Annotated in this window: 14 protein-coding genes; 6 read left to right on the forward strand and 8 right to left on the reverse strand. The window is 63.1% G+C overall.

Features of this window, described 5'->3' with window-relative positions; translation table 11 throughout:
- Positions 1–11: 11 nt before the first annotated feature.
- Together EWM57_RS10440 and EWM57_RS10445 are read right to left on the reverse strand one after the other, a co-directional pair.
- The gene (locus EWM57_RS10440; RefSeq protein ID WP_129921087.1) at positions 12–1,316 is read right to left on the reverse strand and encodes a Y-family DNA polymerase; all 1,305 of its coding nucleotides are present in this window, start codon (positions 1,314–1,316) and stop codon (positions 12–14) included.
- A gap of 5 nt (positions 1,317–1,321) precedes the next feature.
- Positions 1,322–1,804 carry a LexA family protein gene (locus EWM57_RS10445; protein WP_129921088.1) on the reverse strand — a complete coding sequence of 161 codons (483 nt, stop codon included), beginning with the start codon at positions 1,802–1,804 and terminating at the stop codon, positions 1,322–1,324.
- A gap of 224 nt (positions 1,805–2,028) precedes the next feature.
- Between EWM57_RS10445 and EWM57_RS10450 the strand changes: the two genes are divergently transcribed.
- Complete coding sequence (locus tag EWM57_RS10450; RefSeq protein ID WP_129921089.1) at positions 2,029–2,286, forward strand: hypothetical protein; 258 nt, start codon at positions 2,029–2,031, stop codon at positions 2,284–2,286.
- A gap of 109 nt (positions 2,287–2,395) precedes the next feature.
- Here the strand turns inward: EWM57_RS10450 and EWM57_RS10455 are convergent, their stop codons facing one another.
- From EWM57_RS10455 to EWM57_RS10470, 4 genes are all read right to left on the reverse strand, one after another.
- On the reverse strand, positions 2,396–3,076 hold the full coding sequence (locus EWM57_RS10455) for a TIGR02117 family protein (protein WP_129921090.1): 681 nt from the start codon (positions 3,074–3,076) through the stop codon (positions 2,396–2,398).
- Between the two features lie 127 nt (positions 3,077–3,203).
- Positions 3,204–6,035 carry an MSEP-CTERM sorting domain-containing protein gene (locus EWM57_RS10460; protein WP_129921091.1) on the reverse strand — a complete coding sequence of 944 codons (2,832 nt, stop codon included), beginning with the start codon at positions 6,033–6,035 and terminating at the stop codon, positions 3,204–3,206.
- A gap of 215 nt (positions 6,036–6,250) precedes the next feature.
- Complete coding sequence (locus tag EWM57_RS10465; RefSeq protein ID WP_129921092.1) at positions 6,251–7,222, reverse strand: toxin-antitoxin system YwqK family antitoxin; 972 nt, start codon at positions 7,220–7,222, stop codon at positions 6,251–6,253.
- Positions 7,223–7,315: 93 nt separating this feature from the next.
- Positions 7,316–9,595, reverse strand: a complete 2,280-nt coding sequence (locus EWM57_RS10470) for an aconitate hydratase (RefSeq protein ID WP_129921093.1) — start codon at positions 9,593–9,595, stop codon at positions 7,316–7,318.
- A 163-nt stretch (positions 9,596–9,758) separates the two neighbouring features.
- Between EWM57_RS10470 and EWM57_RS10475 the strand changes: the two genes are divergently transcribed.
- Positions 9,759–11,081 carry a TlpA disulfide reductase family protein gene (locus tag EWM57_RS10475; RefSeq protein ID WP_129921094.1) on the forward strand — a complete coding sequence of 441 codons (1,323 nt, stop codon included), beginning with the start codon at positions 9,759–9,761 and terminating at the stop codon, positions 11,079–11,081.
- 73 nt (positions 11,082–11,154) lie between these two features.
- Here the strand turns inward: EWM57_RS10475 and EWM57_RS10480 are convergent, their stop codons facing one another.
- The gene (locus tag EWM57_RS10480; protein WP_165370479.1) at positions 11,155–12,576 is read right to left on the reverse strand and encodes a cytochrome P450; all 1,422 of its coding nucleotides are present in this window, start codon (positions 12,574–12,576) and stop codon (positions 11,155–11,157) included.
- 162 nt (positions 12,577–12,738) lie between these two features.
- Here EWM57_RS10480 and EWM57_RS10485 point away from each other — a divergent pair, with 162 nt between their 5' ends.
- The 4 genes from EWM57_RS10485 to EWM57_RS10500 all read left to right on the forward strand — a co-directional run bounded on the left by EWM57_RS10485 (position 12,739) and on the right by EWM57_RS10500 (position 19,375).
- Positions 12,739–13,041 (forward strand): hypothetical protein, encoded by a 303-nt coding sequence (locus tag EWM57_RS10485; protein WP_129921096.1) that lies wholly within the window; start codon positions 12,739–12,741, stop codon positions 13,039–13,041.
- Positions 13,042–13,374: 333 nt separating this feature from the next.
- Positions 13,375–14,088: a hypothetical protein gene (locus EWM57_RS10490; RefSeq protein ID WP_129921097.1), complete on the forward strand. Its 714-nt coding sequence runs from the start codon at positions 13,375–13,377 to the stop codon at positions 14,086–14,088.
- Positions 14,089–14,123: 35 nt separating this feature from the next.
- Positions 14,124–16,910, forward strand: coding sequence for a TonB-dependent receptor (locus EWM57_RS10495; RefSeq protein WP_129921098.1), 2,787 nt, complete (start codon positions 14,124–14,126; stop codon positions 16,908–16,910).
- A 68-nt stretch (positions 16,911–16,978) separates the two neighbouring features.
- Positions 16,979–19,375 carry an alpha-2-macroglobulin family protein gene (locus EWM57_RS10500; RefSeq protein ID WP_129921099.1) on the forward strand — a complete coding sequence of 799 codons (2,397 nt, stop codon included), beginning with the start codon at positions 16,979–16,981 and terminating at the stop codon, positions 19,373–19,375.
- Positions 19,376–19,377: 2 nt separating this feature from the next.
- On the opposite strand, the gene EWM57_RS10505 is transcribed toward EWM57_RS10500, so the two are convergent.
- Positions 19,378–20,655, reverse strand: coding sequence for a sensor histidine kinase (locus EWM57_RS10505; RefSeq protein ID WP_129921100.1), 1,278 nt, complete (start codon positions 20,653–20,655; stop codon positions 19,378–19,380).
- Positions 20,656–20,658: the final 3 nt, after the last annotated feature.

Raw genomic sequence — 20,658 nt, forward strand, 5'->3', positions numbered from 1 at the left:
CGGCCCGGAACTCAGCGCACCGTCCAGAGCTGCTGCCAGCTGGTGGTGTACTGGGCCGACTTAAAAGCGGCGCGGCCGCTCCAACTCGGGGTTTTCTGGCCGGCCACCGCGTAGCGCACGGTCTGGCGGCCAAAGCGCTGGTTGAGGGCATCGAGGGCAGCCATTAGCTGTCGGCAGCGGGCCAGTTGCTCGGGCGTGGAGCCAAACAGGCGCAGCTGAGGCTGGTCGGCCGGCTCTAGGCCGCTCAGCAGCACGCCGGCGCGGTAGTAAGCCACGCCGGGTTGCCAGAGCTTTTGCAGCCCCCGCAGTGCCGCCCGGATCAGCTCGGCCGTGTCCTCGGTGGCCTCGGGCAAGCTCAGCACCGCCGTGTGCGTGCGCGAAGTCGACGTTTCGCCCGGCTGGCGGGTACCCAGCAACACCGTGAGCAAGTGAGCCGCTCCACCCTGCCGACGCAGCTTCTCGGCGGCCCGGGCCACAAACGCGGCCAGGGCCTGCTGCAACACGGCCTGCTCCTGCTGCGGCTGCCCGAAAGAGCGGGAATGGGTGATGGTGTGCCGGGCCGCGGCGGCCGATACCAGCTGCCCATCCTCGTCCCACTCGGGGTTCTCAAACTCCAGGCAGGGCTGGCCTTGCAACTCCTGCCAGAGCCGCACACCCACTACCCCGCCCAGGCGGCGGCGCACCCACGATTCGGGCAGCGCGGCCAGGTCGGCTGCCGTCCGCACGTTGCACTCCTGCAGCTTGGGGGCGTAGCGGCGTCCGATGCCCCACACGTCCCCGATGGGTGTGGCGGCCAGCGCCGCCTGCCGCTGGGCCGGGGTTTCGAGCACCAGCACCCCGCAGCGGGTCCGACGGGCCAGGCGGTTGGCGAGCTTGGCCAGGGTTTTGGTCGGGGCCACGCCCACGCAGGTCGGGATGCCCACGTACTGCAGCACCGTACTCCGGATGCGGGTAGCGTAGGCGGTCAGGTCGGGCACGGTGTAGCGCAGGCCGGCCAGGTTCAGAAAGGCTTCATCGATGGAATACACCTCTACTTCGGGCGTGAACAGCCCCAGGATTTCTACCACCCGCCGCGACATGTCGCCGTAGAGGGCGTAGTTCGAAGACCGCACCCACACCTCGTGCTCCCGCAGAAACGGCCGCACCTGGTGGTAGGGCGCGCCCATTTTCAGCCCCAGGGCCTTGGCCTCGTCGGAGCGGGAAATCAGGCAGCCGTCGTTGTTCGACAGCACCACGCCGGGCCGGCCTTCGAGAGCGGGCTGAAAAACCCGCTCGCAGGACACGTAGAAATTGTTGCAGTCGACCAGCGCGTACATGGCCTTTATGCCGAAGGGCGGGAATGCCGGCCGGGCCAGGCCGCGCCGGGGCGTTTCTTAAACAGCGGGTGAATCACGTGCGTGACTACGCCCCAGATGCGCAGGTCAGAGTCTTCGGTCAGCTCCAGGGGCGGATACCGGTCGTTGGCCGCCTCCAGCCAGGTGCGGCCCGGCTCCTGCCGCAGCCGCTTCACGGTATGCTCGCCGTCGACCACGGCCACCACCACGTGCCCGTCGACGGGGGTAATGGCGCGGTTGACCACGATAAAGTCGTCCGGGTGAATGCCGGCGCCCAGCATCGATTCCCCAGTGACCCGGGCCATAAAGGTGGAGGCGGGCTGCTTGAAGAGGTACTGGTGCAGGTCCAGCATTTCGTCAGCCTGGCCGTCGGCGGGAGACGGGAAGCCCGCCGGCACCGGGCAGGTAAACACCGGCAGCCGGGTGAGCTGGGAGGCCTTTACGGGGGGATACAATACGAGTTCAGTCATGAGCAGCCGGAGCGGATAGTAACACGCCGCTGCTATTTACTAATTATTTTAGTAAATAGCCTTCCTTGACCGCTATAATTAATTCGGCGCCTTTGGACGAACCACTTGACGTATTGACTTTTTTCTTCGTTAAATCCTAGTTCACAGAGACCTTACCCGCCAAAATTCCGGGAATTTTATTACCCAATATTTTTAGCTTTCGGATAATATCCGTATTTTTGGATATGCGCAGAACGAAAACGACCAAGCTTCCTTTTCCCCTCCCCGTACAGCAGTATGCCCGCTGCGTGGACGCCACCCGGCGCCCCGCTGACCACATCGGCGACTGGCCCGCCCAGGGTCAGGTCTACCCCATCGAATACCGCCGCAACGCCCGCACCGGCGACTCCCAGATTCACGTGCTGGGTTTCTACGCCGAGCGGCCCTACGGGGCCTTTGCAACCCGGCGCTTCGAGCCGGTGGTAGAAGTGTGGCTCAACTAGCCTAGCGCGCGGAGAGTTCTTTCGTCAACCTCTTCAGCCCGGCTGCCAGCCGCCCTCGGGGCGTCGGCAGCCGGTTTTTTTATGGCCAGTCCCGGCTTAAGACGACACTCTAGCGGCCGTACTGGTAGAAGATTCCCGAATCCATCGGGGTCCAGAGGCTGGCCTTCTGCCCACTGACTTTCAGGGCGTCGTTGGCCCAGGTGTTGCAGGTGTAAAACAGGTTGTAGGTGCGCCGGGCCTCGTAAAACGTATCGTTGAGGCCATAGTTGTGGCCTTGGATGTGCTGCACCCGGCCGGCCGCGTCGTAGTCGAAGCTACCCTTGATATAATTGATCAGCCGGGCGTATTCGGCGGCGGAAAGAAAGATTTTCACGCAGTCCGGACCTTCGTTGGGCTGGTGGTGGTAGGTGGTGTGCATGGCCGAGGTGCCGAGCCAGAACATGGCCTTGAATGCCGTGCTGGCCTTGAGTTGGGACCAGGTGGGCGTGTCGAGGTAGAAGCCCTTGTCGCCCCAGCCGAAGCCGATGTAGCGCATGGTGGTATCGGCCGCGGGCGTGTCGGCGTAGGGCACCAGCTCGCTCCAGTCGACCTGGGCCGTGCGCACGGGCAGCACAATGTCGGTATGCACCCCGTTGGAGAGAATGTACGCCTCGATGTCGTTGGGCCGGGGCCGGCTGCGGCTACCAACCGGAATACGTGACAGACCAAATGCGGCAGCTCCGTACACGGCCACCGCGCTTACCACTCCTCCTACCGCGTAGGCGGCTCCTTTGGCTATTTTTCGCAGCATAGTTTGCATAAATACCGTCGGGCTTTCCGCCCGAAACTAGCCCTCATACGGATTTTGGCAAAGAAGGCCGGCTTCGCGGCGGCTCAGCGGCCAGCCGGGGCGCAGACCGGACGACCAACTAAGCGGCTCAACTGCCCCGCTTGAGCAGCAGCCCTAGCCCCACGCCGGCCAGCAGCAGCAGCAGGGCTCCTTCGTCGATGGGCACTTCAGTGGTTTTCTCGTCCAGGTCCAGGGCGGCGTTGGCGTCGAGAACCTGCTCCTGCTTACGGCTGAGGGCGGCTTTCTGGGCGTCGTTTTCCAGGGCCAGATAGGCCGTGAACGGCGTCATGATGCGGGAGCGGAAGCTGGCCCGGATGAAGGGCACCCGCTCGGCCTCCGTGACTTCGGGGTGCAGCGTCTGCCACTGTTCCTGCCCGCGCAGCAGCAGCCCGGTTTGCCAGCGGCCAGCTGCTACGTTGCCGACCGGCAAGGCGGGCTGCCGCCCGGGGTTCAGCACTACCTCGGCCGCGTCGGTATCGGGCAGGTAGGCCTGGGCCTGGCGGGCATTGGGCCAGGCCCGCACGGCTGTCGGCGCAAGCAGCGGCGGGTTGTCGGACAGCGAAATTCCGGGCTCGTGGCGCAGAGAGTGGGCCGCTAGGCTCCCGTCGGCGGCCAGCACGTAAAAGGCGTCGCTTTCGGGGTAGGCGCTGCTCAGATCGGCAAAGTCGGTGGGCAGAATAGCCTGCGGCAGCGTGTCGGTGACGACGACCAGCACCGGGTAGGTGGGCGCAGGGTTTTGCCGGGCCGCCACCAAGGTCTGACGAATGGCCCGGTCCAGGTAGAACCCGCCCTGGTTCGGGGCCGCGTCCAGCTGCTGCTGCCAGTCGGCCCCGGCGGGCAAAGGCGTAGCGTAAGAGTTGACCAGGCTAAAGCGGGGCGAACCAACGGCGCTGGTTTGCTGCAATACCGTCAGCACCCGCTGCTTGAAGTCTGCTTTCTGCGCGGCTTTGCCAGCCGACACGTCGAGCAGAAAGTGGTAGTAGGGCTTACGCTGCACCAGGGGCAGACTTTTTTTGGCGGCGCCGCTCACGTAGGCCACTTCCCGGCCGGGCGTGGCAACGGGCGCAGTGGGCCGGGCCTGGGTGGTGTCGCCGAGCACGGTGCGCTGCCCGTCCACGGTCAGCACAAACGGCTCCTTGTGCAGCAATTGTACGCCGGTGCGGCGCACTTCCCCGCCATTCACGGGGTACACTTTCAACGATACCGCGTTGGGCCCCGCGTAAGTCAACAGGCCCGGGTCGCGGTAGCTGTTCTCATTCACAATCTGGGCAAAAACCCAGGCGGCAGTCTTTTGCTCGGCCAGAATACCCTGCTCCCGCCGCCGGCCAATATTGAGGTAGTAGTCGCCGACCCAGCAGCCGGGCGGCAGGGCCAGCGTGGTCACGTACTCGGTCCCGCGCTGGCTAGGGTTGCGGTTGGCCACGTCCAGATTCACCCAGCTCACCCAGGCCTGCTGCCGGGCGTCGAAGGTACTGGTGCTGCTCAGGCGCTGCAGCTGCACCGCCGTGGACGGCAGCGGGGGCGTCCAGCCGCGGCGCACCCAGGGGTCGGGCTGCATCCGGCCCAGAAATACTCGCTCGAGCGTGGTGATTTTGGCGTCCGAAAGCGTGAGGTTGTCGAGCACCAGCCAGTTGAAGTACGTGGACAGATACGGCACCTGGGAGGTGGCGAAGAAGTCGTTGCGGCGTTCCTTGTGCTGCTTGACTACCTGCAGGGTCTGGCCTAGGGCCTCGGCGTCGAGGTGGTAGGTTTCGGCGTAATCAGGGCTGTAGACGTAGTCGAGGGCTCTGTGCAGGGTGGCCCGCTCGTGCAGGTAGGCGGCCGTCACGTAGAGCGGCAGCACGGCCCAGCCCGCCAGGAAGGCGCCCGTCAGCACCCGCGCCGAGTAATAAGCCCGCAGCGCGTCGTAGTCCGTGGTCAGCTCCCGCAGGTGCACCATCATGAGCAGCAGCGGGGCCAGCATCAGAAAACCCAGCCCGATAAGAATGATGGCTACCACCGCCAGGGGCAGAAAGGGCAGAAACACCACGAAGAAGTAGCACGTGTAGCCAAACAGCGCGCTGCGGCCCACGAACTGCGCCAGCCTCCAAGACGGCCGGGCGCTGTTGGGCAGGCACAGCAGCAGGGCATTCAGGGCGGCCAGGGCGTAAAACCAGGGGCTGGTGAAGTTGCCGAAGATGCCCTGCTCATCATGGGTGAGCCGGCCCAGGTGGCCGTTGTTGACGGCCAGCCCCAGCAGGGGCAGCACCAGGCTGACCAGGATTTTCCACAGCAGGCCCAACTCGCCCCAGCCAGCCTCCCGCCGCATCCCGATGATGTAGGCGGCCCGGGTCAGGAAAAACAGAAAGCTCAGCAGGCCCCCCATATACAGCAGGCCCCACAGCCGCCCCCAGAACGACTCCGAGCCCGCAGCCAAAGAGGACGTCGGCAGCTGAATCAGCACAAACCAAAGCACGGGCACCGCGAAAGCCAGGCTGAAGTTCAGGCCCGTGGACTGAGGCTGGTCTTCGGGCGTGACGGCCGCAATGAGCACGAACATGGCGTGGGCCAGCGTGGGCATCAGCAGGGTAAACAGGTAGAGCAACGGCGGCGTGGGCACCATCCAGTCGGGCACCACCCGGGGCTGAATATCGTCGGCGTAGCTGAAGGCAATGAAGACGACCACCACGTAGGCCAGCAGCGCCCCCATCCCGTAGCCGACGCCCAGCAGCTCACCCCGCCGGCGCTGCCAGAGGCCGTAGTTGAGCGCCAGCGCCGCCAGCACCACCAAGCCCAGCCCCAGCCGTTGCCAGACGAGCACGCTGGCCGGGGGCAGCAGGGTATGAATGATATTGAACTGGGCCAGGCACAGAGCTAGCAGCGCCAGGGTGGGGAGCGTGTTGAGCAGAATAATCCACTTGGGATGCAGGAGCTTGCGCATAAGGAACGGGCAGAAAAGGATACACTCAGTCGTCGCCGCCCAGCGTCAGGCGGAAGCGCAGCAAACGTATATCAAAAGAACTTTGAGTTACAAAGTTTATTTTCACAACTACTCAGCACGCTTCATTTGTCCTTTCTTTCTGCTTGTACTTCCTACTCCCAACTGCTCCACGGCCAGGCCCTGAGCGTTTTGCTCCGCCAACCACTGCCCGGCTGTTAGTCTCCCAATAGATCTACTGTAAGATTTATCCCCTTCCGGTTTCCCTCACTAAAAGAACTGTAGCTGATCTTCACATGATAGTCGGCTGCTACGGGCTGGCCGTTGGTCGTCTGGGGCAACCAGTCGGCCGGCAGCAGGTTCAAGGCGCCGACCACCAAAGCCTGGTACTTCGCGTCCTTGGTCGAGGCTGGCGGCGTCACTGAACCTACCTGCATTTGATGGCCACTCGGATCGATAGACAGTGCAAATTCAGCGCTGCCTATCGGCAGGATTCGCGTTGGCATTTTCAGCTTCAGCGCTTCTAGGATTTCCTTGAGCAGCTGAGACTTACCACCCACGTACAGCAACGGATGGTTCAGTGCGGCAGATTCGCCACTAAACTGCCGGCTGGAGTCCTGCCGCCAGTACAGCAGTTGATTAGCAGAATGGTTGACTTTCTGAATCGTTACGCCGTGGTGGTCATAATACGTCCACAGACCTACCCGCCGACCAGCGGCATATACTCCCTTAGCCTGTAGTACGGCGGTAGAGTCGTCAAGATTTATGCTGAAGCCGTCCTTGCGATTAGTGCCGTTGGGCGTTGCGACCCGAACCAAACTTTTAGGTGCTTTGAGATGATGATAGTACAGCCATTGTCCTTCCTGCAGACCCGCGTGGTAGCTACCTCGGCTGCGCAGCTTATTCCACGGATACGATTCGTAAAAAGTACTCCACTCTCCTTCGGGCAAGCCTAGTTCGTAGTTGCCGGCAACCAAAACTGTCAGTACCGAAAAGGGGCTAGCTGGGCGGTACTTAACGTAGGAACCCTGCCGAATTGAACCGTCCGTGGTCAGCACGTTGAACTCCTCCACCGTATTGAGGTCGTTATGTACCACTTTGGGCTTGGTCGCTACCTGAGCGGCCGCTTCCCCAGCGGCCAGGGCCGCAAGCGCCAGCAAACCGGATAGCCTAAATATTCTAAGTTTCATGCGTTCTTAACGCTACATAAAGTGATAAAAAACGGCCGCCCCAGAAACTGGAGCGGCCGTTTTAGTGATTTTATATCAGAATCAGCGCGGCGCTTAGAGCGTCTGGCCGGCTTCCTTCATCCGGATCAGGTTCAGGGCCGAACCGGCTTTGAACCACTCAATCTGGCCTTCGTTGTAGGTGTGATTGAGCGTGATGAGGTCCGTGTCGCCGTCGGCGTGGTGCAGGCGGGCCTGCAGCGGAACGCCGGGGGCAAACGTGGTCAGGCCGATGATGTCGATGATATCGTCCTCTTCGATCAGGTCGTAATCGGCCTTGTTGGCGAAGGTGAGGCCGAGCATGCCCTGCTTCTTGAGGTTGGTTTCGTGAATCCGCGCAAAGCTCTTCACGATGATGGCGCGCACGCCCAGGTGGCGGGGCTCCATGGCGGCGTGCTCCCGCGAGGAACCTTCCCCGTAGTTCTCATCCCCTACCACGACCGAGCCGATGCCCTGGCCTTTGTAGTTGCGCGCTACCTGGGGTACCGTGTTGTACGGCGTGCCCTGGGTCATGCCATCCTTCACCGAGTTAGCCTCGCCGTTGAAGGCGTTGGTGGCCCCGATGAGCATGTTGTTGGAGATGTTGTCGAGGTGGCCGCGGTACTTCAGCCACGGGCCGGCCATCGAAATGTGGTCGGTGGTGCACTTGCCCTGAGCCTTGATGAGCAGACGCAGACCCATCAGGTCGGTGCCTTCCCAGGGCTTGAAGGGCTCGAGCAGCTGCAGACGGTCGGAAGTTTCCGACACGAGTACCTGCACCGCGCTGCTGTCGGCGGCGGGAGCCTGGTAGCCGGCATCCTCCACGGCGAAGCCGCGGGGCGGCATTTCCACGCCCTGGGGCTCGTCGAGCTTCACGGGGCCGTTCTTGCCGGGCAGCGTGTCGGTCAGCGGGTTGAAGGTCAGGTCGCCGGCAATGGCAAAGGCCGTCACAATTTCGGGCGAGGCCACGAAGGCGTGGGTGTTCGGGTTGCCGTCGTTGCGCTTGGCGAAGTTGCGGTTGAACGAGGTGATAATCGAGTTGCGACGCTTGGGGTCGTCGGTGTGGCGGGCCCACTGGCCGATGCACGGACCGCAGGCATTGGCCAGCACCACGCCGCCCATCTGGGCGAAGGTGTCGAGCAGCCCGTCGCGCTCCACGGTGTAGCGCACCAGCTCCGAGCCGGGCGTCACGGTGAACTCAGCGTTAACGGTCAAACCTTTCGTTACGGCCTGCTCCGCAATGGAAGCGGCGCGGGTGATGTCCTCGTACGAAGAGTTGGTGCACGAGCCAATCAAACCTACTTCCAGCTTCTCGGGCCAGCCATGCTCCTTAACGGCGGCGGCAAACTGCGAAATCGGCCAGGCGGCGTCCGGGGTGAACGGACCGTTCACGTAGGGCTCCAACGTGTTCAGGTCGATTTCGATGAGCTGGTCGTAGTACTTGGCGGGGTCAGCGTATACCTCGTCGTCGGCGCGCAGGTGGTGGGCTACGGCGGCGGCAGCCTCGGCAATGTCGGCCCGGCTGGTGCCGCGCAGATAGTCACCCATCTTCTCGTCGTAGCTGAACACCGAGGTGGTAGCTCCGATTTCGGCGCCCATGTTGCAGATGGTGCCTTTGCCGGTGGCCGAGAGGCTGTTGGCGCCCTCGCCGAAGTATTCTACAATAGCGCCGGTACCGCCTTTCACGGTCAGGATGCCGGCCACGCGCAGAATTACGTCTTTAGCGGAAGTCCAGCCGTTCATCTTGCCGGTCAGCTTCACGCCGATAACTTTCGGGAATTTCAGTTCCCAGGCCATGCCGGCCATTACGTCCACGGCATCCGCGCCACCGACGCCGATGGCAATCATGCCCAGGCCGCCCGCGTTGGGGGTGTGGGAGTCGGTGCCAATCATCATACCGCCGGGGAAGGCGTAGTTTTCGAGCACCACCTGGTGAATGATACCGGCGCCGGGCTTCCAGAAGCCGATGCCGTACTTATTGGAAACCGAAGCCAGGAAGTCATAGACCTCACGGTTTTCGTCGTTGGCCACGGCCAAGTCCTCGTTGGCACCGTCGCGGGCCTGAATGAGGTGGTCGCAGTGCACGGTGCTGGGCACGGCAGCCTGGGTTTTACCAGCCTGCATAAATTGCAACAGGGCCATCTGGGCGGTGGCATCCTGCATTGCGACGCGGTCGGGGGCAAAATCGACGTAGGAAACGCCCCGCTCGAAGGACTGAGTGACAGTGCCGCCGTACAAGTGGGCGTACAGAATTTTCTCGGTCAGCGTGAGCGGGCGGCCAACAGCAGCACGGGCAGCTTCAATACGCTGGCCCATACCGGCATACACGGCCTGAATCATTTCTAAGTCAAACGCCATAGTCAGAAGGGAAAAAGTGAAATAGGAAGGCTCTTACGAGTCGGTACGCAAATATAGGCGGCAGTCGTTGCGCTACCCAAAATTTATCTTGGGACACCTACTTATAGTAAACTAACCGGCCGGCTCGGTAGTTTAGCCCCGAATTACATTTTCTTTTGTGCCCATGACCTACTCCCTTTCCCTGCGCCCCCTGCTGGCCGGCCTCGGCCTGACCCTGGCCCTGGGCGCCTGCCAGTCCGATAAGAAGCCCGACGCGGCCGCCACCGGCGAGGCCGCGGCCACTACGGCCGGCGTCCTCACCGACGGCACCTGGCGGGGCGTACTCAGCGCCCAGGGCCAGGAAATTCCGTTTCTGTTTGACGTGGCCACGGCCGGTGGCAAACCCACCGTGACGTTGCGCAACGGCGAAGAGCGCCTCAAGCTCGACGAAATCAGCACGGCCGGCGACTCCACCACCATCCGCCTGGGCGTGTTCGACGCGGCGCTGGTGGTGCGGGCCGACGGCGCGGATAAGCTCAAAGGCGCCTGGGTGAAGTACGACGGCAAGGAGCCCTACCGGGTGGCGTTTGCGGCCACGAAGGGAGAGCAAAAGCTGTTTCCGGTGACTTCCGGCCAGCAGCCCGTTTCCTTCGACGGCACCTGGAACGTGACGTTCGAAGGCTCCGACGGCGAAACCTACCCCGCCGTGGGCATCTTCAAGCAAACCGGCAACGACGTAACCGGTACCTTCCTGACCACGACCGGCGACTACCGCTACCTGGCCGGGCAAGTGGATGGCAACAGCCTAAAGGTTAGCACCTTCGACGGCAGCCACGGCTTTTTGTTCACGGCCCGCAACGGCCCGAAAAAGCCCATCGACATCACCAAGGAATACGCCCCCAACACCCTGTTCGGCGACTTCTACTCCGGCAAGAAAGGCCACGAAACCTGGACCGCCGTGCCCGACCCCAACGCCAAGCTGCCCGACGCCAATTCGCTCACCGGCATGAAGCCCGGCCAGAAAAAGCTCGCCTTCAAGTTTCCCAGCATTATGGAAGGCGGCAGCATCTCCCCCACCGACCCCAAGTACAAGGGCAAGGTGGTGGTGCTCCAGATTCTGGGCTCGTGGTGCCCCAACTGCATGGACGAAACCAACTTCCTGGCGCCCTGGTACGAGAAGAACAAGAGCCGCGGGGTGGAAATCATCGGCCTGGGCTATGAGCGGACCGCCGACCAGCAGGTGGCCGCGCAGAAACTCAATAAGATGAAGCAGCGCATGAACATCGGCTACGATATTGCCGTGGCCGGGGAAGCCTCGGCGGATGCGGCCAGCAAGTCGTTGCCCCAGCTGGCCAAAGTGCTGGCCTTCCCCACCACCATCTTCCTCGACAAAAAGGGTGAGGTGCGGAAGATTCACACCGGCTTCTCGGGCCCCGGCACCGGCAAGTACTACCAACAGGAAATCGACGAGTTCAACAAGACCATCGACATGCTGCTAAAGGAATAGCAGCTGCGTTCCAGCACAAAAAAAGGCTTCTCCGTCCAGAGAAGCCTTTTTTTGTGCCTTCCACTTCCGCCGCTTACCGCAGCCGTAGCGTCAGCGCAAAATCTCCCCGGGGGCGCAGCGTAATCAGGGGCTGGGTGGGTACCGGTGGCTGACCAGCGGGCCGCTCTACCTCGAAGTGGCGCAGCAATTCCAGGGTTACGAGCTGCATTTCGGTGAGGGCGAACTGCATGCCGATGCACAGGCGCGGGCCGCCGCCGAAGGGTGCGTAGGCAGCCGGCACCAACGGCTCCTGCCCCGGCGCAAACCGCAGCGGCCGAAACTCCGTGGCGGCGGGCCAATACTGCGGGGCGCGGTGCAGGCCGTAGATGTAGAGCGAAAACAACGTGCCCTTCGGAATGCGCAGGCCCTGATACTCGTCGTCGGCCAGCGCGACGCGGTCCACCATCCAGGCGGGCGGAAACAGGCGCATGGCTTCCTGCACCGCGTACTGGGCCCGGCTCAGGCGGAGCAACTCCTCGAAAGTGAAGGGTGCGGGGGCAGCCCCGGGTGGACGGGAGGCCAGCACGGCGGCGGTTTCGGCACGGATGGCCGCGGCTTCCGCCGGGTGCTGGGCCAGCAGATACAGCAGCCAGGTCAGGGCGTTGGCGCTGGTTTCGTGGCCGGCAATGAGCAGAATCAGCGCCTCGTCGAGCACCTGCGCGGTGGTCATGGGCTGGCCGGTGTCCTCGTAGCGCACGTCGAGCAGCATCTGCAGCAAATCGTCGGGTGGGGCGGGCGCGCCCGGGGCGGCGTTGGCTTGGCGGCGCTGCTCAATGTAGCCGCCCAGCAGGGTGCGCAGCTCGGCCGTGAGCTGGTCGTGGTAGCGAAACTGCCCGCGCAGCCGCAGCCAGGGCTTGAGGTAGGGCTGGCGGATGGTGCGCACGTAAAACGCCTGAATCTCGGTAATCAGGCCCGCCACGCGGTCCAGCTCGGCGGCAGCGAAATTGGTGCTGAACACCGAGCGGGCAATGATGCGGAACGTGAGCTGAGTCATCAGCGCGTGGGCCGCCACCGCCACCGTCCCGCCGCTTTCGGCGGCCTGCACCCGGAGCGGAGCCAGGGTTTCGGCCACAATTTCCTGCATCAGCCCGGTGAGGCTGGCCACGCGCTGGCGGTGAAACCCGGGCTGAATCAGGCGGCGCTGCCGCAGCCAGTCGGCACCCTCGTTGGTGAGCAGGCCGTGGCCCACGTAGCGGGCAAAACCCTGGGTGAATTGGGACTTGGCGTAGTTGCGGTGGTTTTTCTGGAGCACGTGCTGAATCAGGCCCGGGTCCTGGGTCAGCACGGATTTCTGCACGCCCCCGATGTAAAGCTGCACCGTGTCGCCGAAGCGCCGCAATGTGGTGTCGAGCACCGGCAGCGGATCTTTGGCCAGGGCAAACGAGCGGAGAATCGACTGCCAGCGCGGCACCTGGGGCAGGCGCGGCGCGCCGGAGGCAAAAGCAGAATCAGCCATAGCGGGAAGGGGCATAACCCAAGGTCGGGGCGGCAAAGTACGGGCCCGGCCGCTGCGGACGGGATGGGCGGGCTTATCTTTTTTCAAAATGTCCTCGTAAAGTAAACCCGGAGCCCCTTAACGGTTCCATTCCGCCCTTTCCCAACCCAAACCATCTTTCTTATGTGGATTCAGCAGAAGCCTAACTCCCCCGCCCCACTCGACGACCTGCAGGGTCGCACCGTCGGCCTGAAATTCGAGTGCAACAAGTGCAATACCGAGGTATTTACCGACCTGATCGGCGTGCCGGCCCCCGACCCGATGGCCGACTCCCTGGACCACACCAAGCAGTACGAGAAAGAAGAAATCAAGTGCCCGGGCTGCGACATGACCCACGAAATCACCGTGGACAGCACCTTCGACGGCGTCACGTTCCAGGTGTCGGAGGTGAAGCCCGACAGCGTGAGCTACCAGGTGACGGCCTAATTCCGCCCGCCATCTTTTCGGCCTGACCCGGCCTTTCCAACGGGCCGCCGCCTGCTTTCCGAGCAGCGCGGCGGCCCGTTGCGCGTTTGGGCCCCGCCTGGCTCTCCGGCCGCCGTAGCGGCGCGGCCTGCCCAAAATTATCGGTCCCTGTGCGGCCGTTTATCTATCTTGCCCTGTCGGGCTTCCGGCCGGCGGCCCTCCCCGCCGGGCTTTCCGACGCTTGGTTTGGGCTCGTTCCGCGCGCCCGTTTCCCGGCTTTTACATTTCTTTTAATTATTGGCTACTTCCATTACAAAAATGAAATCCGGACCCGCATTATTGCTCTCAATTTGTATGCTGGCCCTCGGCACTTCCGCCTTCGGCCAGTCGGCCGACAGCACGGCGACGGCCGCCGCCCCGGGCCTGGCCGAGGCCACCAGCTACTACGCGGCCAGCGTCGGCACGGCGGCGCACCTCTACAACGGCACCGAGTACATCGACTACAGCCGGAAGTATTCGGTGCTGAACGGCAACCAGTTTTTCGAAGTAAATGAAGAGCGGCCGGCCACGATTATCTACGACTCGTTTCGCTACCCCAACATCCCGATTCGCTACGACGTGCTGCTGGACCAAGTCGTTATCCGCCAGCCCAACAGCCCGTTGCTGGTCAAGCTGATCAGCGAGAAAATCAGCCGCTTCACCTTTCTCGGCCACACCTTTGTCCGACTCGTGGGCTCGGAGCAGGTTAACCCTGCCATCCAGACTGGCTTCTACGACTTGCTCGTCGAGGACGGCGACAAGGCCCAGGTGCTGGCCAAGCGGCTGCGCAAGGTGCAGGAAAGGTCGACGCTGAAGGGCATCGAAGCCAAGTTTGCCAAGGCCGACCGGCTTTTTCTGCGCAAAGACGGCAACTACTACCCGGTGAAGTCCAAGTCGTCGGTGCTGAGCGTGCTGGCCGACAAGCGCAAAGAACTAAACCGCTACATCCAGGAGCACCACTCCTCCTTTAGCGCCGACGCCCGTGAGGCTGCGGTGGTGGAGCTCGTGAAGTATTACAATACCCTGTAAGGCGCCGCTGCCCGCCTCGTTAAGCCATCCTGAGTATGAAGTATCTGTTCTCCCTGCTATTTCTGTTTTCCCTCGTGGTGCCGGCCCGCCGGAGTGTGGCCCAGATTCAGCCCGCCCCGGCCGGCACCGTGGTCAACGCCGACTTCTCCAACGCGCCGTTCGGGCAGTTTGTCCGCGAGATTGAGCGCACCACGAGCTACCGGTTTTACTACGACCCGGCCACCGTCGACAGCCTGAAAGTCACCTACCGCGGCAGCCAAGTGGCCCTGGAGGCGGTGCTGGAGCAGGTGCTGGCCGCCACGCCGGTGAAGTTTGCCATCGACGCCCGCAACCGGGTGTTTCTGACCGCCAAGAAGCCCATCCTGCCCGAGTTGGCGCCCTCGTTCTTCGAGCCGGGCGCCGCCACCGGCGTAGTTATTGCCGACGCCGATACCCCCGACCCGGCCGCGGCCAACGACCAGAACCGCTTCTTGAGCAAGTCGGAGCTGAAGGTGTATAAAGTCGGGACGGCCAACGGCAGCGGCAAAACCCGGGCAACCCTGGGCGGCCACCTGCGCGACAGCAAAACCGGCGAGCCAGTGGTAGGCGCGGCCGTCTACATTGAGTCGCCGGCCATCGGGGCCACCACCGACCAGTTCGGCTACTATTCGCTGTCGTTGCCGGTGGGGCGGCAGGAGCTTAAAATCCGGGGCATCGGCATCAAAAGCACCAAGCGCCAGATTGTGCTGCTCTCGGACGGCACGCTCGAAATTGAGGTATCGGAAGACATTACCGCCCTGCGCGAGGTAGTGGTGGAAGGCGAGAAGGGCAAAAACGTGTCGGGCATGCAGATGGGCATGGAAAAGCTCGACATCAAGACCATGAAGCAGGTGCCCACCGCCTTCGGCGAAACCGACATTCTGCGGGTGGTGCTCACCCTGCCCGGGGTGAAGTCGGTGGGTGAAGGCAGCACCGGCATCAACGTGCGCGGGGGCGCGGCCGACCAGAACCTGATTCTGTTCAACGACGCGGTTATCTACAACCCGGCTCACTTGTTCGGGTTCTTTTCGGCCTTCAACCCCGACGTGCTCAAGGGTGTGGAGCTCTATAAAAGCGCCATTCCGGCCAAGTACGGCGGCCGCCTCTCGTCGGTGCTCGACATCACGACCCGGGAAGGCAACAAGAAAAAGTTCTCGGGCTCGGGCGGCATCGGCCCGCTTACCAGCCGCCTGACCCTGGAGGGGCCCATCATCAAGGACCGCACCTCGTTTATCGTGGGCGGCCGCACAAGCTACTCCGACTGGATTCTGCACCGCCTGCCCAGCAAGGCCTACAAGGAAAGCTCGGCTTCGTTCTACGACCTGAACCTGAATCTGAACCACGCCATCAACGACAAGAACACGCTCTACGCCACGGGCTACATGAGCAGTGACCGGTTCAAGCTGGCCACCGACACGGTGTACCGCTACCAAAACCAGACGGCCAGCCTGAAGTGGAACCACAACTTCAGCAACAAGCTCTACGGCGTGCTGACCGGCACCTACAGCAAGTATGAGTACGACATTTCCAGCACCAAAAACGAGGTTAACGCCTCCCGGCTGACCTACAGCATCCAGCAAACCAACCTGAAGGCCGACTTCAACTACTTCCACAACGAGAAGCACACCTTCGACTTCGGCGTGAGCAGCATCCTCTACGGTATTGCGCCCGGCAGCCTGCTGCCCGAAGGGACCAAGTCGTTGGTGAAGCCCGACGTGCTGGGCCGGGAGCAGGGCGTGGAAAGCGCCCTCTACGCCTCCGACCAGATCAATCTGACTTCCCGTCTGTCGGTGTCGGTGGGGCTGCGCTACTCCTTGTTCAACGCCTTGGGCCCCCGGGACGTGTACCAATATTTGCCGAACGCGACCAAGTCGGAAACCACCATCATCGACACCGTTTCCTACCAGCGCCGGCAGGTGCTGGCCACCTACCACGGCCCCGAGTACCGCCTGTCGGGCAAGTACGCGCTGTCGGAAAACTCGTCGGTGAAGGCCAGCTACAACCGCACCCGCCAGTACATCAACATGCTTTCCAACACCACCTCGATGTCGCCGACCGATATCTGGAAGCTCAGCGACGCGAACATCCGGCCCCAGATTGGCGACCAGGTGTCGGTGGGCTACTACCGCAACTTCAAGTCGAACACCATTGAAACGTCGGTGGAGACTTACTACAAGTGGATGAAGGATTTCGTGGACTACAAGAGCGGGGCCACCATCATTCTCAACCACCACATCGAAACCGACGTCGTGAATGCCCACGGCAAGGCATACGGGGTGGAGGTAATGGTCAAGAAGCTCAGCGGCAAAGTCAACGGCTGGGTGAGCTATACTTATTCCCGCTCCCTGCTACAGGTCAACCAGGGCACGCCCGCCGAAATCATCAACAAGGGCCAGTACTACCCCAGCAACTTCGACAAGCCCCACGACTTCACCCTGATTGGCAACTACCGCTACAGCCGCCGGGTGAGCACCTCCCTGAACCTGACCTACAGCACCGGCCGCCCCATTACCCTGCCCCTGGTCAAGTACACCGTCGGCAACGCCACGCGGGTGTTTTACTCCGACCGCAACGCCTACCGCGTGCCCGACTACTACCGCGCCGACTTCGCCCTCAACATCGAGGGCAACCACAAGATCAAGAAGCTGGCCCACGGCTCCTGGACGCTGGGCGTGTACAACCTGACGGGCCGCAAAAACCCGTTCTCGGTGTACTTCAAGTCGGAAAACGGCAGCATCAACGGCTATAAGCTTTCGATTTTCGGCCAGCCGATTCCGACCGTTACCTACAACTTTAAATTCTAGTCCGGGATGCGCTATACTCTGATTCTGCCCGCTTCGGGGCCTTTTATCGCCCTCGTTACGCCCCGGCCATGACCCCACGACTTTCCTTCATCCGCGCCGCTGCCCTGCTGCTGCTACTCGGCAGCGCCGCCCCGGCCCAGGCCCAGTCCGACTCCCTGGCCAGCATCCGGCGCCAGTTTGGCCGCTACCAGAGCCGCACCCTGGCCGAAAAGCTGTTTCTGCACCTCGACCGGTCGTTGTACGTGAGCGGCGAGATGCTCTGGTTCAAGGTCTACTCCCTGGACGGCAACCGGCAAAAGCCCCTCGACTTCAGCAAGGTGGCCTACGTGGAAGTACTCAGCGCCGACCACAAGCCGGTGCTCCAGGGCAAAATTGCGCTGCAAAACGCCGTGGGTCAGGGCTCCTTTGCCCTGCCGGCGTCCCTGCCTTCGGGTACCTACACGGTGCGGGCCTACACGAGTAGGATGCGCAACTTCAGCCCCGAGCTGTACTTTTCCAGCCCCCTGACCATCGTCAACACCATGGCCACGACGGGCCAGCCAGCGGCCCGGGACTCGGCGGCTTACGACCTGCAGTTCTTTCCCGAGGGCGGCAACCTGGTGCAGAACCTGCCCGGCAAGGTCGGCTTCAAAATCACGGGGCGCACCGGCCGCAGCGTGGCCGCCGAGGGCGTCATCGTGGACCAGAACGGCAAGCCCGTCACCCAGTTCAAAACCTTTAAGTATGGCCTGGGCAGCTTCCCGCTGCTGCCCACTGCGGCTGGCGCGACCTACTCAGCCGTGGTCAAGGTAGAGGGGCGCCGCACCATCACGCGCAAGCTGCCGGCCGTGTTTGCCCAGGGCTACGTGCTGCACCTGGAAGAAGCCGGCCCCGACCAGCTCCGGCTTTCGGTGCAAACCAACGACCCGCAAGGCAGCGACACTGAGTTGTTGCTGCTGGTCCGCACCCGCCACCAGGTGGTGGCCGCCCCTGTACAGCGCCTGCAAAACGGGCAGACGCAGTTCGTCGTCAGCAAGCAGGCGCTGGGGGAAGGCGTGTCGCACTTCACGCTCTTCAACAGCCGTAAGCAGCCCCTGTGCGAACGGCTTTACTTCCAGGCGCCCCGCCAGCAGCTCGGCCTCACGGCCAGCACCGGCAAGCCTCAGTACACCACCCGCGAGAAAGTGGCGTTGCAGGTCACCAGCTCGGCCCCGGCCAACCTGTCCCTGGCCGTGTACCGGCTCGATTCACTGTCGGCCACGGCCTCGGCGGCCAGCATGCAGAGCTATCTGTGGCTGGCTTCCGAGCTGAAGGGCACCGTCGAAAACCCGGACTACTACCTCAGCGCCGCCAACCCGGCCGAAGTGCGTGAGGCCACCGAAAACCTGCTGCTGACTCACGGCTGGAGCCGCTTCCGCTGGGAAGACGTTTTTGCCCCGGCCCGGGCCCTGCCATTCGTGCCCGAAATGAACGGCCACCTGATCCGGGGCAGCGTAACCGACAAGGTCACCAAAGCCCCGGCCCCCGGCATTCCGGTGTATTTGGCCGCGCCCAGCCGCCTGATTCAGCTTTACACCGCCATCAGCCGGCCCGACGGCGCAGTGCAGTTTGAGGCCAAGAACTTCTACGGGCCGAAGGAAATCATCGTCCAGACCAACACCCGCCGCGACACCACTTACCGCCTGGAAATAGCCGACCCGTTTTCGGAGCAGTATCCCGAGCCGGCGTGGCCCACCCGGGCGCTGTCGGCCCGCCTCCGCGACGACCTGACCCAGCGCCACGTGGGCATGCAGGTGCAGAACGCCTACTTCAAGCCGTTTCAGCGCAGCACCGCCCCGGCCCCGGCCGACAGCCTGGCTTTTTACGGCAAAGCCAGCGAGAAATTCATGCTCGACGACTACACCCGCTTCACCTCGATGGAGGAAGTACTGCGCGAGTACGTGCCCGGCGTGCAGGTACGGCGGCGCCAGGACGGCTTCCACTTTGAAGTTTACAACGACCCGAACAACACCATCTTCGACCAGGAGCCCATGATTCTGCTCGACGGGATGCCCGTGTTCAACACCAACCGCATCATGCGCCTGGACCCGCTGCGGGTGCAGAAGCTGGAGGTGGTCCGCAGCCGCTACTTCCAGGGCCAGCAGCTCTACCAGGGCGTGGTGAGCTACACCACCTACAAGGGCGACCTGGCCGGCTTCCCCATCGACCCGCACGCGCTGGTGCAGGAGTACGAAGGGCTGCAGCTCCAGCGGGAGTTTTACGCGCCCCAGTACGCCACCGACCAGCAGAAGCAAAGCCGCCTGCCGGACTTTCGCGACCTGCTCTACTGGCAGCCCGTGCTCGTAACGACCGGTAAGGAAGCCGCGCCGCTGGAGTTTTACACCTCCGACCAGACCGGCCGCTACGTGGTGGTAGTGCAGGGAATTTCGCCCCAGGGCCTGGCCGGCAGCGGCAGCTTTCAGTTTGAGGTGAAGGCCGCCCTGTAAGCCTAGCCAAACAGCACCGTCAGGGCGTGGCGGCCCGCGGCGGGGTACGAGTACTGCACGATAAAGCCACTCGTTTCGCAGATCTGGGCCACGATGGCCAGCCCCAGCCCTACTCCGCCGGGCGTGCTGTCGGCGTTGCGGCTGAAGCGGGTGAAGAGCTGGGCATCGTCTAGGGCGCGGGCCCGGCCGGTATTTTCCACCGTCAGGGCCCGGGGCGTGAGCTCGACGCGCACCAGCCCGCCGGGCTCGTTGTGGCGAATAGCGTTGATGAGCAGGTTGCTCACCAGCACGTCCAGTAGGGTGCGGTTGATGTGGATGGGCACGGCCGCGGCCAAGTCGGTTTCGAGCGTGAGGTCGGCGGCGCTGAGCTGCTCACGCAGCTGCCGCAACTGAGCCTGCACCGTCGCCCGCACGTCGACGACCTCCGTGGGAAAAAACAGCTGGTGGTCGAGGCGGGCCAGCAGCAGCAAACTGCGGGTAAGGTGGGTCAGGCGCTGGGTGACGGCCAGCAGCGAGTCGAGGTGACCGGCCTGCTCTTCGGTCAGCCCCGGGGCCTGGAGCAGCAGATCCAGCTTGGCCCGCAGAATCATCAGCGGGGTCTGGAGCTCGTGGGCGGCATTTTCGGCAAACTCGCGCTGGCTGCGGTACACGCGCTGGTTGCGCTTGAGCACCTGGGTCAGCGTCGTGTTGAGCTCCCGGAACTCGGGAATCCGGGACGCGGGCAGCTCCACGGGCTGGTCCTGGTCGAGTTTGTAGGCCTGCAGGGCTTCGAGCGTCTGGTAAAACGGCGCCCAGAGCCGGCGGGCCAGAAAGTGCTGAAGCGCCAGCAGCCCGATGAGCAGGGCCCCGAAAATGATGGCCTCGGCCAGTACAATGCGCCCGAGCAGCTCTTGGCTGTCGAGCAGGGAAGTGCGGATTTCCAGCCGGTAGGGCTTGCCCTGGAAGAAAACCGACGCTTCGAGCTGCCGGTAGGGCTGCATCCGGCCGGTCAGCTCGTTGTACATCAGCCGCTCCCGGATCTGGTCAGCGGACGGGCCCGGAGCCCTCAGCGGGAAGAACTCCACGTTGTGGTCGAGGCGGTGCCAGAAGGCCAGATCGGTGGGGGTGCGCAGGTGCAGGCGCAGGGCCTTGAGCACCCGCAGCTTGCGCCGGCTAATGGTGCGGTCGACGTAGGAATAATACACCTTCCGAATCACGGAGTAGTACACGAACGTGCCGGCCACGGCCACCACGCTGGCGTAGAGCAGGAAAATAATGGTGGTGCGGGCCAGCAGCTTCATCGG

It is taken from the genome of Hymenobacter persicinus (genome assembly GCF_004167665.1).
In the GTDB taxonomy this organism is placed as follows: Bacteria; Bacteroidota; Bacteroidia; order Cytophagales; family Hymenobacteraceae; genus Hymenobacter; species Hymenobacter persicinus.